Here is a 13,946-nt window from a genome sequence, read left to right as displayed (position 1 = left end):
AAACTGTGGTCGTCGGCGCCGTTGGGTTGTGTACCGCCGCAATTGCGACGGTTCCTTCAGAAGAGTAGTTCGCTACGGCTACTGGTAAAGTTTAGTGCTCTGAATTCAGCTCTATAACTTTTGATCGAGAAAGCACCCATAACTTTATGGGTGCTTTTTGCTGATTGGGTAGTTGGTGATGAGTAATCTTCTTTATGCTCTACCATTATTCATTTTGCAAAATGTTAAAGAACATCCCTTTGATCGGCAAAATGCCATTATTCGGACAAGTTAACAGGTTTAAGAAATATCAGGTTGTACTCCAGCAGAGCGAAGAAGACTGCGGGGCGGCTTGTTTGGCTTCGATCGCCAAATTTTACGGACAGAATTTTACCATTAGCCGCTTGCGAGAATCTGCGGGTACAGGCCAAAAGGGGACGACTCTGCTGGGCTTGAAACAAGGCGCTGAGGCGGTGGGCTTTAATGCTCGATCCGTGCGAGCAGCGGCTGCTATTTTAGACAAAATTGACGAAGCACCTTTACCGGCTATTATTCACTGGAGCGGGTACCACTGGGTTGTTTTGTACGGAAAGCAGGGCGACAAATATGCGATCGGCGATCCGGCTGTCGGTATGCGCTATATTTCCAAAGAAGAATTAGCAGCAGGTTGGACAGATTGGCTGTGCTTGCTAGTAGACCCAGATCCCGATCGATTTTTTGCCGAAGCAGACGGCCAACCGCCCGCCAATTCGTTACAAAAATGGACGCGCCGGGTTTGGATTTACCGCCAGCTTTTAATGGAAGCACTGTTGATGAATGTGGTGTTGGGTTTGCTGTCGATTGCTTCACCTTTTCTGGTACAACTGCTCACCGACGACATTTTGGTGCGGGGCGACACGCAACTTTTGGCAAGTGTGGCGATCGCAGTTATAGTTATGAACCTATTTAGCAGCAGTTTAGGATTAGTACAGTCGAACTTAATTGCTCAATTTTCCCAGCGTTTAGAGTTGGGATTGGTCATGGAATTTGGGCGTAAATTCCTGCGATTGCCTTTAAGCTTTTACGAAACCAGACGCAGCGGCGAAATCGTCAGTAGATTACAAGATATCCAAGAAATCAATAAATTAGTTTCTCAATTTGCGATCAGCTTACCAAGTCAATTTTTTATAGCTGTAGTTTCTTTTATTTTCATGTTGTTTTACAGCAAGGAACTGACGCTGGCAGCTACAGTCATCGCTTTGTTCATGACTGCCTCTACAGTAGTTTTTCTGCCCGTATTGCAGCAAAAAACGCGGAATTTATTTGTACTGGAAGCAGAAACTCAAGGCGTTTTAGTAGAAACATTTAAAGGCGCGCTGACCGTCAAAACGACTAGCAGCGCCCAGCAACTTTGGGAAGAATTTCAAGGTCGCTTCGGTCGTTTAGCGAGTCTTACTTTTCGCACTACACAAATTGGCATTCTCAATAATATCTTTTCTGGCTTTGTTGCTTCAGCGGGCAGCATTACCCTGCTGTGGTTGGGCAGCGGGTTGGTGATTGACAAGGCATTGAGTATCGGTCAGTTGCTAGCATTTATTAGCATGAATCAAAACGTTACTACTTGGGTGACTTCCTTGGTCGAATCTACTGATGAAATGGCTCGCGTGCAGACAGCAACTCAACGGCTTTCGGAAGTCATAGACGCTGAGCCAGAAAGTAAAAGCGATATTAATAAACCTGTGGTAACGCTTCAAGGCGGCGACGAAATTGTTTGTAAGAGTGTGAATTTTCACTACCCAGGCAGACTTGACTTGTTGGAAAATTTTTCTGTGACGTTTCCGGGCGGTCACGCAATTGCTTTAATCGGTTATTCTGGTTGTGGAAAAAGTACGCTAGCTAAGGTAATTGCTGGTCTGTATCCGCTGCAATCTGGTAATGTGAGAATTGGCGGTTACAATTTGCAGGATTTGTCTCTCGATTGTCTCAGACAGCAGGTGGTTCTTGTTCCCCAAGAAGCTCATTTCTGGAGCCGTTCGATTCTCGATAATTTTCAGTTGGGGAGTCCCGATGCCACTTTTGAACAGATTGTGAAAGCTTGCAAAATTGCCGGGGCGGATGAATTTATAAGCCAATTACCGGATAAATATCAAACTGTTTTAGGGGAGTTTGGGGCGAATATTTCGGGGGGACAAAGACAGAGATTGGCGATCGCCCGTGCCATTCTCAATAACCCGCCCGTGTTGATTCTAGACGAGTCTACCGCAGGGCTAGATCCCGCCAGCGAAGCGGAAGTCTTGGAAAATTTGTTGATGTACCGGCAGGGGAAAACTACGATTTTTATCAGTCACAGGCCCCGAGTGATCGATCGCGCCGATTGGATTATCATGTTAGAACGCGGCAGGTTGAAACTGCAAGGATCTGCTGCAAAATTGCGATCGATTCCCGGAGATCACTTAGAGTTTTTGGAACCTTAGACAAAATTGCAAAAATAATTAGGACGGGCTAGAAGCCCATCCCACAATAAAAAAAATTGTGGAACGGGCATCTTGCCCGCCCAATCTATGATTGTGGAACGGGCTATGATTGTGGAACGGGCATCTTGCCCGCCCAATCTATGATTGTGGAACGGGCATCTTGCCCGCCCAATCTATGATTGTGGAACGGGCATCTTGCCCGTCCAGCTATTGTTGCAATCTTGTCTAATGCACCCGACAAACTAGGGGAATCGCCTCCTGATTTTCCAACACCAAACCGTACTCCAAACCCTCAACAACCGCCTGACAAGAAGCATCCAAAATATTACCAGAAACCCCAACCGTCGTCCAGCGATCTTGACCGTTACTAAACTCAACAAACACGCGAGTTTTAGCCGAAGTTCCCGCACCAGAATCCAGAATTCGCACCTTGTAATCTGTCAGATAAAAATGCGCTATCGCCGGATAAAAATTCACCAAAGCTTTCCGCAAAGCCGCATCCAAAGCCGAAACCGGGCCGTTTCCTTCCGCACATTCCAGAATAATTGTACCGTTGACTGACAATTTCACAGTGGCTAAAGCCGTACAATCTTCGCCAACCTTATCGCAGTGAACTTGAAATCCATGAATTTCAAACCACCGCTGCCGCTTTTCCAAAGCTTCCCGCATCAACAATTCAAAAGACGCCTCAGCACCCTCAAATTGATATCCCTGGCTTTCCAAATCTTTCAACTTTTCCAGAATTTGGCGACAAGCAGGATTTTTGCGATCGAGTTCAATACCAAAAGTCTTAGCCTTCGCCAAAACATTACTCAAACCCGATTGATCCGAAATCACAATTCGCCGGATGTTGCCGATTTTTTCCGGTTCCAAGTGTTCGTAAGTTAACGGATTTTTTTCAACCGCCGATACGTGAATTCCGCCCTTGTGAGCAAAAGCCGAAAGACCGACAAAAGGAGCGTGGTCGTCGGGAGCAAGATTAACAATTTCGCTGACGGAGCGACTGACTTGAGTTAATTTCGCTAATTGCTCATCTTGAATGCAATCATAACCCAACTTGAGCTGAAAATTAGGAATCAAGGAACACAAATTAGCATTACCGCAGCGTTCGCCATAACCGTTAATAGTTCCCTGTACCATCGTCACCCCTTCCCGCACACCAGCCAGAGCATTAGCAACGGCAACTCCAGAGTCGTTGTGAGTGTGAATTCCTAACTGTAATGATTGAGTCAGTTCAGTTCCTAAAGCCGCTAAAACATCACGCACAACTTGACTAACTTCGTCAGGCAAAGTACCGCCGTTGGTATCGCAAAGCACCAGCCATTCTGCACCAGCATCCGCCGCTGCCATTAAAGTTTTAATCGCATACTCGGGATTGTGTTTGTAGCCGTCAAACCAGTGTTCGGCATCGTAAATAACGCGCCTTCCCTGACTCCGTAAATATTCAATAGTATCTCGAATCATCGCCAGATTTTCTTCTAACGTCGTCTTCAAACTTTCAATTACGTGCAAATCCCACGACTTGCCAAACAGCGTTACCCAGCGAGTCCCCGCAGACAAGATAGGCTGCAACATTTCATCATTGGCTGCCGTTTTTCCCGGTCGTCTGGTCGAACAAAAAGCGACAACTTCTGCTTGAATTAATGGCTGTTCTTTGAGCCGCCAAAAAAATTGTACGTCTTTAGGATTTGCTCCCGGCCAGCCACCTTCAATAAACGGAATTCCTAAACTGTCTAACTGTCGAGCAATTCGCACTTTGTCTTCGAGAGATAAGCAGAGTCCCTCGCACTGAGCGCCGTCTCGCAGCGTGGTATCGTAGATCCAGAGCCGATTTTTCATGGGAATTCTCAATTCTCAATTGGTAATATATCACTTATCATATTAGATGAAATTATTTGAAATAAATGCGATAATATATAGGAAAATTAACATAAATCTAATCGGGGTAAATTACTGTGGTTAAGGTACAAGCGCAAGGAAAAACATTTGAGTGCGATCGCGGATCGAATCTCCGTGAAGTCTTGCTCAAAAACGGCATCGATCTCTACAACGGCAACGCCAAAGTCATCAACTGCCACGGTTTGGGGACTTGTGGCACCTGTGCCGTCACCATCGAGGGCGAAGTTTCCGAGTCCGAGTGGCGTGAAAAAGCGCGACTTTCGATTCCTCCCCATTCTCCCGCATCAAACCGCCGTTTGTCCTGCCAGACTAAGGTTTTGGGCGATATTAAGGTGACAAAATATGATGGTTTTTGGGGCCAGGGCTCGGAAACTGTATGGAAACCTCAAGGATAGATTTTTGGTGCAGGAAGGCTGATAAGCTGTAGTGCATTTAGATTGCATATTTTGGGTGGTGCTGCGAAGCCCACCCCACAAGAAAATATGTAAGACTTGCCCCAAAATTCTAACTGTAAGGTGCGAACACCAGCACCTTACCCTCAAGAAGGCCCCGAGGTAAAAAAGCCAGACAGTCCATAGAAAAGTCAATGAATTCATCTCAAGATATTCTGATTATTGGTGGCGGAATTATCGGCCTTTCCCTAGCAGTTGAACTGAAATTGCGAGGGGCATCTGTCGCTGTTCTTACCGCCGATTCTCCACAACCGACGGCCCGGGCTGCTGCCGGAATGCTCGCTCCCCAAGCGGAACGAATTCCCCCCAGTCCGATGCTGGATTTGTGCTTGCAAAGTCGCGCGCTGTATCCTTCCTGGGTGGAACGCCTGGAAAAGATTACGGGGTTGAAAACGGGGTATTGGCGATCGGGAATTCTCGCACCAGTTTGTCAAAACGATCCTCAACAACAGCCGCTATTGTCAAACCTTAACTCTCATTGGTTAGACAGAGATACTGTTCGCCAGCACCAGTTTGGATTGGGTGAAGAAGTAATCGGTGGTTGGTGGTATCCTGACGACGCTCAAGTGGACAACCGCGCTTTATTTCGGACGCTACAGAGCGCAACCAAAGAATTGCAAATTGAGATTATTCAAGATACTGCAAAGGAAATTATTCGGCATGGAAACCGAGTTTTTGGCGTAGAAACAACGGCAAGAAAATTGCAAGCAGACCGTTATGTTTTGGCGGCAGGGCCTTGGTGTGAGAAGTTATTGAATGTTCCGGTTTTTCCCAGAAAGGGGCAAATGCTGTCAGTGTGCGTACCAAAAGATTGTGCAGTTATGCAGCCATTGCAAACAGTTTTATTCGGGACTGGCATTTATATTGTGCCGCGTCAAGATGGCAGAATTATTATTGGTGCAACTAGCGAGAATGTGGATTTTACCCCTGGAAATACTCCAGCGGGAATTCAAAGTTTGCTAGCAGGAGCGATTAAGTTATATCCCGAATTGCAGAATTATCCGATTCTAGAGTTTTGGTGGGGATTTCGGCCTGCTACGACGGATGAGTTGCCGATTTTGGGCGCTTCTGCTTGGGATAATTTGACATTGGCAACTGGGCATTATCGCAATGGCATTTTGTTGGCTCCGGTGACTGCTAAGTTGTTGGCTGATTTGATGTTAAATCGAAAGTTAGATCCGTTGTTGGCTGCTTTTAATTATGCGAGGTTTGCATTTTCCTGACATTCGGTTTAATCGTTCGGACTTTAGTCCTCTCTTTATAAAGATAAATGAAGCAGGACTAAAGCCCTTACTACGAACTTAATTTTGGCGTAAGTCCAAATTAGTTATATTCCGTTTTTTTGGGTAGGTTCAATTCCCTGCATTTAAGCGCAGCCAAATCGTAAGCATTTTGGTAATCTTTACCGCCTAACATCACATCGCCGTAATATTCATAGGGTTGATTTCCGTAAACCGGCAGGGGATCGTCTTCTGGATAATCTTCTTTTGATTCGTCTAGAATTGCTTTGAGTTTCTTGACGCTCAATCGCTGGGCGGGGAAGTAATGAATGTCTTGAGCATTGAAGCCAAGATGCGGAAAAGTTGGGTCAACAATGCGCTCGTTGAGTTCAATCCAGCTATACTCGATGGGTTTGTAAGGCGCTCCGGGTGCAGCTAAAAAGCCTTGAACGTAGATTGCGCCTTCGGTGGTTAATGCTGCTTTGGAAGCGTTATCAAAGCAGTTTTTACGGTTGCTTTTAATGCGAGTGGCGATTTCAATAGAAAGCGTCTCGTCTAACAGTTCGCTCATGATTTATTCTAGTTGCGCGTGCGACTAAATTGTAGCAAGTCGGAGCTGCGATCGCAAAAAACGAACGATCGCCAATCACGATCGCTCCTCAAATTCCCGTTTCCACGAGTCGAGCCAAAATCCTCTGCGGTGGTGGATGTTGTGTCACATTTGGGTTTCGGGGGCGGTTTGTCAAAGGCGTAAGCGGGGGTGATACGCGCCGAAAAGTCGATCGCCCGCATCAACTTCCCGGCGGATAAAAATATTTGGGAGTCGCCGAATGTTTGAGAGTGCGATCGAGTTATCTATTTAGCAAAGTGGCTAAATGCTGCACGGATGGCGATGAACCACACCATCAGGGTTGAGAATAGGTAGAGGTAGAAGCGCAGCAGGATTAGATTGAATGTACAATGAACGATGCTGTGCAAAGCGCGAAAGCCAACGAAGATCCAAGCCGCATTCACATAAACTGCATCTACCTGGTTCGTGATGAAAAGGTATAGCACCAGCGCATAAAACAGGACGGGAATCTCGAACAAATTCTTGAAGTTATCGGACGGATTTGATACCTCTGGTGGCGAGATTTGTGCCAGCATACCAGGTACAGCCAGCTCCTTCGGGGCGAGCTTTGTATTGTTGAGGAAAGTGATACGGCGGATGTAGAGATAAACCCAGACTACCAGTGTCACAAACACCATTGCAAAGAAGGGACTAAAAATTGCATTTTGCATCGTTTTTACCTATAAAACTCAATTGTTCTGAAGATGGGCGGGCGATAAAATGCGCCCTACGCTATGTACAAGAGTTGAAGAAACAAAGACTAAGGTAAATCCAATCAGAGGATGGAGTACCTCTAGGTGAAAAGGAGTGTTGAGATGAATGGTCAAAAATTGTAGTCCCAGCAGTACGGGTAGACTTGCGGTGAGACGTTGTATTTGAGGTGAGAATCGAGTCAGCAGCGACCATCCCAGTAATAATAATGACAGCCCGCTATATCCTCGGACTAGCCAAACATGAATATCCCACCATGCAGGATTGACAAAGTAAGCGAATCCAACCGTTAACAATTGAGCAATCAAGCAGAGGTTAAAGACGACTGAAGTCGCATAAAAGCCGATCGGCATCCAACGCATGGGAGTGCGATCGCGCTCAATTTCCGAATTGATGGTCATGTCACGTTATTTTTGATACTTTTGATAATATAAGCTGAGTAATTCAGCAGTCATAGACCCCGATCGGGTACACTTTTCGCTATCACGACGATGACAAATTCCTTACAGCATTTATTTGAAGCAATCAATCAAGTCAAGAATGAACAAGATCTGCGATCGCAAGTCGTGCCGCAAATCGGCGAGTATTTTGCCGCTAAGCGATCGGGAGTCTTTTTCTTTGACCAACTGCCTTTGTTAGATAAAAAATTTCATAAAACCCTGGAAATTGCACTATCGATCGAATATAATCCTATTGCGCGTTATCTAGTTGAGCGCCATGCTCCAGTCCACGAAGCACTGGTAGCATCACCCAAAGTTTGGACGATGATTTGTCCTCGCCCCGATCATTGGCACGTGATGGCGGGCCCGATTGTAAGTTGCGGTCAATTAGTGGGTGTATTCGGTTGCACTCGCGAACAGTCAATGTCTGCTTTTGATGCACAAAATTTAGCAGATTTGAGTGGAATTTGTTTGCACTTATCTGTCTGGAGTGCAACAATGCGATCGCCATACCAGCCTTTCAAAACCAATCGCTTAACGCCTCGTGAATTGGAAATTGCCGAGTTGGTGGCTTTGGGACGAACTAACGCCGAAATTGGGACTGAACTTTGGATTACTGAAAATTCTGTGAAGCAAGCTCTGAAGCGAATGTTCCGCAAGCTTGAGGTTTCATCCCGCGCGCAGATGGTGGCACAACTTTCTGCTACAAAATACGAGCCTAGTGTCAAGCAGTCTGTATCAAATTTGGTGCTCAACGGCGATCGATAACATTTTGCTTGCGCCCTCACCGATTAGCCAACCGTATAGTAGTATGGTATTATTTGATTTTCTGTCAATCACCTGCAATCTAAACTATATTCTCAGCTAAGCACTTATCCACACTACAGACATACTGAATGAAAAGCGCGATCAAAAAGTCGGATTTTGTGCTATCTCCTTACATGAAGAGCAACAATTTCAAAGCTACATACCAACTACTCAATACAGTCATCCCCTATACATTTTTATGGTTTTTAGCATTTAAAGCTGCTGCCATTTCTGTATGGCTGCTGCCACCGATCATCGTGTTGATGACACTCTTTTCAGGACGTTGTTTCTCCTTGATGCACGATTGCGGACACTATTCTCTGTTTAGTTCCAAAAAAGTCAATCGCACAGTGGGTTTTCTGCTAGGTATCATCAATGCAATTCCTCAGTACCCCTGGTCTAGGGGACACGCTTACCATCACAAAAATAATGGTAATTGGGATATGTACCGAGGCCCTTCGGCGTTGATTTCCACCGAAAAGTTTGCGGCACTCAGTCCATTTAACCAAAAGATATATCAGTTGCTCAGACACCCGCTGATGCTGTTTCCTGGTGGGTTTTTCTACCTGATTATCAAACCAAGACTCGCGCTAATATTGGGAATTGCTGGTTTTGTCAGACATACTTTTGATTGTCTCAATCAAGATTTAGGTATGGGTTTATCTAGAATAATTGCTTCCTACAAATCCAAACACTGGTATACGACGGCTGAGTTTTGGGATTTACTCTTCAACAATATTTGTGTGGTGGGTAGCTGGCTTTATCTGGGTAACTTACTTGGGTTTGGGTTTTTCTGGAGTGTTTACTCAATTGTGATGACTTGTTCGGCGGCGATATTTATCTGCATCTTCTTTGTGCAGCATAACTTTGAGGGTTCCTACGCTCACAAGACAGAGGGCTGGGACTATCTGCTTGGTGCGATCGAAGGTAGCAGTTATCTAAAATTACCAACTATTCTCAATTGGTTTTCGGCTGATATTGCTTACCACAATATTCATCATCTGTCTGAGCGAATTCCTAATTACAATCTTCGGGCGTGTCACAATGCTAATTTGCACCTGCTTGGTAATTCAAGAATCCTGACAATTCGCGAGATTCCTGATTGTTTTAAGTTCATTCTTTGGGATGCTGCTTCAGATAGTCTGCAATCGATCGCATCATTTAGACAACAAGTAGAAATAATTTGATTCCCGTACTATGCAACCCAACGATCGGCTTTTCGGGGAAGCTGTCAACTGTCAACTGTCAACTGTCAACTGCTATACATTCTGCTCTGGAAAGAAGGTAAAAAAATGAATTTATTTGTTGTTGTACTTGGAGTTTTGTTTGTACTGCTGGCGATCGCCCTTCTGATCTATTTAATCACGGCTCGCCCTTATCAATCATCGGACTCCGTGGCCAATTCCTACGACGAATGGACGGAAGACGGGATTCTCGAATTTTATTGGGGCGAGCACATCCACTTGGGCCATTACGGTGCGCCGCCACAACGCAAAGATTTCCTCGCAGCTAAATCGGATTTTGTGCATGAAATGGTGCGCTGGGGAGGCTTGGATAAATTACCTGCCGGCACTACAGTCTTAGATGTTGGCTGTGGAATTGGCGGTAGCAGCCGCATTCTGGCGCAGGATTATAAGTTTGCTGTCACGGGAATTACGATCAGCCCGCAGCAAGTTAAACGCGCTCAAGAATTAACTTCCCCAGAGCTCGATTTGCAGTTTCGGGTGGATGATGCTATGGCGCTGTCGTTTCCAGATGCGAGTTTTGATGTGGTTTGGTCGATCGAAGCTGGGCCGCATATGCCAGATAAAGCCGTGTTTGCGAAAGAGTTGATGAGAGTCGTAAAGCCCGGTGGCGTGCTGGTTGTAGCTGACTGGAATCAAAGGGACGATCGCAAAATCCCGCTCAATTTCTGGGAGAAACCAGTAATGCAGCAACTGCTGGATCAATGGTCACATCCGGCTTTTTCAAGCATCGAGGGCTTTTCAGAACTTTTAGAAGAAACGGGGTTTGTGGAGGGCGCTGTAACCACCGCAGATTGGACGCAAGAAACCCTTCCTTCCTGGATAGATTCTATCTGGCAAGGTATAGCTAGACCGGCCGGATTAGTGCGTTTTGGTGTATCGGGTTTCATCAAGTCTCTGCGAGAAGTACCGACTCTTTTACTAATGCGTTTAGCCTTTGGTGCGGGGCTTTGCCGCTTTGGAATGTTCCGCGCAATTCGAGCAAATTCGGTAGAGAGAAGACTGGCGGTTGAAACCGCGTCTAGACAGGCAAAACCCGCCCAAAACCCGCCTCCGCGGGTTGAAGATATTGCAATTAAAATTACGTGGGCTAGAAAGAAGACTGGCGGTTGAAACCGCGGCTAGACAGACAAAACCCGCCTCCGCGGGTTGAAGATATTGCAATTAAAATTACGTTATTCTCTTCAGTCTCGCGTTGCGCGGACTTCGTTTGTGTAGACGCGGTTTCAACCGCCGTCTAGCGGTTTCAACCGCCGTCTTATCTTAGAGATAATTTGAATATGAGCTAGATCATAGAAAGCTTTGGAACAATTTGGCAAACTGAGAGTAAGGTTAAATAGGAGGTCAATTTTATGACCAATATTGCTCTCAATTTTAAGACTGCACCGGGGCATGAAGTGCTGGCGGCGGCTGGCAAGAAAATGCTGAGGCCGGGGGGAAAAGTTGCTACGGAAATGTTGTTTGAATGGGCGGATTTTCAAGCGGGCGAAACTGTTTTAGAGTTGGCTGCTAGTTTTGGATATAGCTCGATCGCCCTTGCGGAACGTTTTGGCGTTAAAGTAGTGGGAGTTGAGAAGAATCCCGACAGTGTGGCGCGCGCTCGTGCTAATGTTGCAGCAGCGGGTTTGGGCGATCGAGTCCAAATTGTCGAAGCAGATATTTTTCACTTGGATCGGATTTCCCAAGAGTTTGATTGGGTGTTGGCTGAAGCTATCCTGACGATGCAGTCAGGGTGGGGGAAAGCTAAAATTATATCGGGAATTTGCGATCGGCTAAAACCGGGCGGCAAGTTTCTTTCTCACGAACTTTTAGCTAGAAACCGAGAATCAGAAATTCACAAAGCTTTGTCGGAAGTGATTCGGGCTAATTCAACGCCTTTGTCTGAGTCTGGCCCGATTGCTGTTTGCCAAAACGCGGGTTTGCAAGTAGAAAAGTGTCAAACTGGGGCGATGGGACTCCTCAACTTGCCACGAATGGTTGAAGACGAAGGTTTTGTGGGTACTGTGCGGATTTTGTGGAATATTTTAAGTAAATCGCAAATTCGCGATCGTATTTTAGCAATGCGTCAAGTTTTCCAAAAGTACGATCGCGATTTAGACTACATCATCCTTTGTGCAACAAAACAATATTAAGGGATTCAAAAATCATGACTGCTACTCTTTTACCGTTAGAATCTTCCGCAATCCAACTCCGAGAAGCAATTGAATATCCCGCCGCCGGAGTGCTGAGCAAAATTTTAGTAAAGGACAATAATTGCCAGTATACCCTACTTTGTCTGGCTGCTGGTAGCGAGGTTTCCGAACACTCTTCGCCGCGCAATGCCACAGTTAATGTAGTCGAAGGAAAGGGAATTTTGACTTTGGAAGGTAAGGATATTGTCTTGGAACCGGGGGTGTTTGTTTTTATGCCCGCCCGTGCTCCCCACGCCTTGAAAGCTGAAGAAAACTTGGCGTTTATTTTGACATTTTCGGAGTAAAATAATACTGTCAATTCTGATTAATTTCAAGAAACTAGCATTAGTATTTTATTTGAAAATCAACCTCTCGATCCCCCTAGCCCCCCTTAAGAAGTAGGGTGGTTTTATTGTGAGGATAGGAAATATAAAAATACCAACAGTATCGCTCAAAGGTTGGCTCGCGCTTGGGCCAAGGTACGTAGTTGCGCTCTTAGCGTCTTTCCTAATATTATAAAGAGCGCTGAAGCGCAACTACGTACCTAATTTTTCTGACGACAATAAAACCGCCCTGCCTAGCCCCCCTTAAGAAGGGGGGGACAAGAGCATCAAAGTCGCCACAACGATTCGGGGAACCGAAGTTTTCTTCAAAGTCCCCCTTCTTAAGGGGGATTTAGGGGGATCAAAACTTAGCGATAAACCTACCGAATCAATGTACTTCTTCCCTTCATTAATCTATGTCTTCTCCAGAGGCGATCGCCTCCAGTTGTTTCCAATCCAACACAGTAATTTTTCCGCCTCGACTGTAAGATACAAATGGCTTGAGTTTCTTAAACAACCGCACGCATTCTTCGTAGGTGATGCCAATACTGCGAGCAATTTGATAGTAGGGAAAACGTTTTTCTAAACATACACTATTATCCACAATCTTCGTACCTTGCTCGATGCCAAAGTAATGAATGAATCTCGCCAGCCGCACGATCGCCCTTTCCGACACCAAACCGTGTACAGTCTCGTGCAGTTGCTGCAACCGCTGGTTAAAAACCGCCAATATTCGCAAAGCAATCTCAGGATTTTGCCGAATTGCTGCTAGCAAAAATTCCCGTTCTGTGGTAAGAACTTGCACGTCAGTTTCTGCCGTCACCGTTGCCGACGCAACTCCGTTACCCAGCAAAGCAGGTGCGGCAAAAATATCTCCCTGAAATAAAGTACGCAAAATTGTTTCTTTGCCCGCCGCCGCTGTTTTTGCTACCCGCAGCGAACCGCTCAAAAGCGTGTATAATTTTTCGGGGATGCGATCGCCCTCATACATCACAACTTCTCCCTGTCGGTAACTCCGAATTGCTGTATGTTCTTGCAGTTGCTCTAAATCAGTTCGGTTTAAGCTGGCAAATATCCCAATTTGGGCCAGTTGCTCAACGGTTGCTTTCATAAATTTAACTTGAGCCGGAGTCCATTCAGAGTATCATAGCGGTGAATTCAGAATATATCGAGGCTAGCAGAGCTAGTACCTAGCTAGCGATTAAATAGACAAGGTAGTACACTTGTAGACAAATCTACGATGTACCTGTTCAAACCCTGGGCGATTCCCAAAAAACCTTGGATTGTCAGTAAAGATACTCGCTTGCGCTGGGATGTTTCGGGGAAGTTACCAGCCAAACCTACCCTGTCGGGCGATCGGTGAAATACAGTATTGAGGTCGAACAATGCTTTTATCCATCAAAACAAAGTTAAAACTAAACAAGAGTCAGACAACTGTCATGAGCAAACACGCTGGAATAGCAAGGTTTACTTATAACTGGGGATTGGCTACTTGGTGTTACCTTTATCAAGATGGATTGAAGCCCAATAAATACCTGCTCAAGAAATTCTTTAACAATCATGTAAAGCCTGAGTTTACATGGATTAAAGAAGCGGGAATTTGCCAGAAGATAACTCAATATGCTTTCGACAATCTT

At 45.6% G+C, this 13,946-nt stretch carries 15 protein-coding genes; 10 read left to right on the top strand and 5 right to left on the bottom strand.

From position 1 onward, the window contains the following. The first annotated feature begins 221 nt into the window (after positions 1–221). Complete coding sequence (locus tag JGK11_RS31735; protein WP_293214362.1) at positions 222–2,432, top strand: peptidase domain-containing ABC transporter; 2,211 nt, start codon at positions 222–224, stop codon at positions 2,430–2,432. Positions 2,433–2,657: 225 nt separating this feature from the next. Here the strand turns inward: JGK11_RS31735 and cimA are convergent, their stop codons facing one another. Next, on the bottom strand, positions 2,658–4,271 hold the full coding sequence (gene cimA / locus JGK11_RS31730; protein ID WP_293214360.1) for a citramalate synthase: 1,614 nt from the start codon (positions 4,269–4,271) through the stop codon (positions 2,658–2,660). 116 nt (positions 4,272–4,387) lie between these two features. Here cimA and JGK11_RS31725 point away from each other — a divergent pair, with 116 nt between their 5' ends. Together JGK11_RS31725 and thiO are read left to right on the top strand one after the other, a co-directional pair. Next, positions 4,388–4,726 carry a 2Fe-2S iron-sulfur cluster-binding protein gene (locus tag JGK11_RS31725; protein ID WP_293186814.1) on the top strand — a complete coding sequence of 113 codons (339 nt, stop codon included), beginning with the start codon at positions 4,388–4,390 and terminating at the stop codon, positions 4,724–4,726. A 191-nt stretch (positions 4,727–4,917) separates the two neighbouring features. Further along, positions 4,918–6,006 carry a glycine oxidase ThiO gene (gene thiO, locus JGK11_RS31720; RefSeq protein WP_293214358.1) on the top strand — a complete coding sequence of 363 codons (1,089 nt, stop codon included), beginning with the start codon at positions 4,918–4,920 and terminating at the stop codon, positions 6,004–6,006. 100 nt (positions 6,007–6,106) lie between these two features. On the opposite strand, the gene JGK11_RS31715 is transcribed toward thiO, so the two are convergent. From JGK11_RS31715 to JGK11_RS31705, 3 genes are all read right to left on the bottom strand, one after another. Next, a complete protein-coding gene (locus JGK11_RS31715; RefSeq protein ID WP_293186812.1) occupies positions 6,107–6,574 on the bottom strand; it encodes a hypothetical protein in 468 nt (155 codons plus the stop codon). Positions 6,575–6,858: 284 nt separating this feature from the next. Then, positions 6,859–7,284, bottom strand: coding sequence for an MAPEG family protein (locus JGK11_RS31710; RefSeq protein ID WP_293186811.1), 426 nt, complete (start codon positions 7,282–7,284; stop codon positions 6,859–6,861). A gap of 18 nt (positions 7,285–7,302) precedes the next feature. Next, entirely contained in the window at positions 7,303–7,725 is a 423-nt protein-coding gene (locus tag JGK11_RS31705) for a DUF6220 domain-containing protein (RefSeq protein WP_293208715.1), read from the bottom strand. A gap of 90 nt (positions 7,726–7,815) precedes the next feature. Between JGK11_RS31705 and JGK11_RS31700 the strand changes: the two genes are divergently transcribed. The 5 genes from JGK11_RS31700 (at position 7,816) to JGK11_RS31680 (ending at position 12,291) form a co-directional block, all read left to right on the top strand. Continuing rightward, complete coding sequence (locus JGK11_RS31700) at positions 7,816–8,532, top strand: LuxR C-terminal-related transcriptional regulator (RefSeq protein ID WP_293186809.1); 717 nt, start codon at positions 7,816–7,818, stop codon at positions 8,530–8,532. A gap of 128 nt (positions 8,533–8,660) precedes the next feature. Continuing rightward, positions 8,661–9,758: a fatty acid desaturase gene (locus JGK11_RS31695; RefSeq protein ID WP_293186808.1), complete on the top strand. Its 1,098-nt coding sequence runs from the start codon at positions 8,661–8,663 to the stop codon at positions 9,756–9,758. A 105-nt stretch (positions 9,759–9,863) separates the two neighbouring features. Next, a complete protein-coding gene (locus JGK11_RS31690; RefSeq protein ID WP_293214356.1) occupies positions 9,864–10,928 on the top strand; it encodes a methyltransferase domain-containing protein in 1,065 nt (354 codons plus the stop codon). 239 nt (positions 10,929–11,167) lie between these two features. After that, positions 11,168–11,947, top strand: a complete 780-nt coding sequence (locus tag JGK11_RS31685; RefSeq protein WP_293186806.1) for a class I SAM-dependent methyltransferase — start codon at positions 11,168–11,170, stop codon at positions 11,945–11,947. A gap of 14 nt (positions 11,948–11,961) precedes the next feature. Then, complete coding sequence (locus JGK11_RS31680; RefSeq protein WP_293186805.1) at positions 11,962–12,291, top strand: cupin domain-containing protein; 330 nt, start codon at positions 11,962–11,964, stop codon at positions 12,289–12,291. Between the two features lie 427 nt (positions 12,292–12,718). On the opposite strand, the gene JGK11_RS31675 is transcribed toward JGK11_RS31680, so the two are convergent. Next, positions 12,719–13,420, bottom strand: coding sequence for a Crp/Fnr family transcriptional regulator (locus JGK11_RS31675; protein WP_293186804.1), 702 nt, complete (start codon positions 13,418–13,420; stop codon positions 12,719–12,721). 129 nt (positions 13,421–13,549) lie between these two features. Between JGK11_RS31675 and JGK11_RS31670 the strand changes: the two genes are divergently transcribed. Then, positions 13,550–13,672: a hypothetical protein gene (locus JGK11_RS31670; RefSeq protein WP_293186803.1), complete on the top strand. Its 123-nt coding sequence runs from the start codon at positions 13,550–13,552 to the stop codon at positions 13,670–13,672. A 22-nt stretch (positions 13,673–13,694) separates the two neighbouring features. Continuing rightward, a partial coding sequence (locus tag JGK11_RS31665) for a helix-turn-helix domain-containing protein (RefSeq protein WP_293214354.1) occupies positions 13,695–13,946 on the top strand: 252 nt, incomplete at its 3' end.

It is taken from the genome of Microcoleus sp. PH2017_34_RAT_O_A (genome assembly GCF_020737885.1).
In the GTDB taxonomy this organism is placed as follows: Bacteria; Cyanobacteriota; Cyanobacteriia; order Cyanobacteriales; family Microcoleaceae; genus Microcoleus.
This window is presented reverse-complemented; position numbering and strand designations above follow the sequence as displayed.

Excerpts from the sequence above, each read along its gene's own strand:
- JGK11_RS31735 (WP_293214362.1), top strand. The coding sequence starts at position 222 with ATGTTAAAGAACATCCCTTTGATCGGCAAAATGCCATTATTCGGACAA.
- cimA (WP_293214360.1), bottom strand. The coding sequence starts at position 4,271 with ATGAAAAATCGGCTCTGGATCTACGATACCACGCTGCGAGACGGCGCT.
- thiO (WP_293214358.1), top strand. The coding sequence starts at position 4,918 with ATGAATTCATCTCAAGATATTCTGATTATTGGTGGCGGAATTATCGGC.
- JGK11_RS31715 (WP_293186812.1), bottom strand. The coding sequence starts at position 6,574 with ATGAGCGAACTGTTAGACGAGACGCTTTCTATTGAAATCGCCACTCGC.
- JGK11_RS31710 (WP_293186811.1), bottom strand. The coding sequence starts at position 7,284 with ATGCAAAATGCAATTTTTAGTCCCTTCTTTGCAATGGTGTTTGTGACA.
- JGK11_RS31705 (WP_293208715.1), bottom strand. The coding sequence starts at position 7,725 with ATGACCATCAATTCGGAAATTGAGCGCGATCGCACTCCCATGCGTTGG.
- JGK11_RS31700 (WP_293186809.1), top strand. The coding sequence starts at position 7,816 with ATGACAAATTCCTTACAGCATTTATTTGAAGCAATCAATCAAGTCAAG.
- JGK11_RS31695 (WP_293186808.1), top strand. The coding sequence starts at position 8,661 with ATGAAAAGCGCGATCAAAAAGTCGGATTTTGTGCTATCTCCTTACATG.
- JGK11_RS31690 (WP_293214356.1), top strand. The coding sequence starts at position 9,864 with ATGAATTTATTTGTTGTTGTACTTGGAGTTTTGTTTGTACTGCTGGCG.
- JGK11_RS31685 (WP_293186806.1), top strand. The coding sequence starts at position 11,168 with ATGACCAATATTGCTCTCAATTTTAAGACTGCACCGGGGCATGAAGTG.
- JGK11_RS31680 (WP_293186805.1), top strand. The coding sequence starts at position 11,962 with ATGACTGCTACTCTTTTACCGTTAGAATCTTCCGCAATCCAACTCCGA.
- JGK11_RS31675 (WP_293186804.1), bottom strand. The coding sequence starts at position 13,420 with ATGAAAGCAACCGTTGAGCAACTGGCCCAAATTGGGATATTTGCCAGC.
- JGK11_RS31670 (WP_293186803.1), top strand. The coding sequence starts at position 13,550 with ATGTACCTGTTCAAACCCTGGGCGATTCCCAAAAAACCTTGGATTGTC.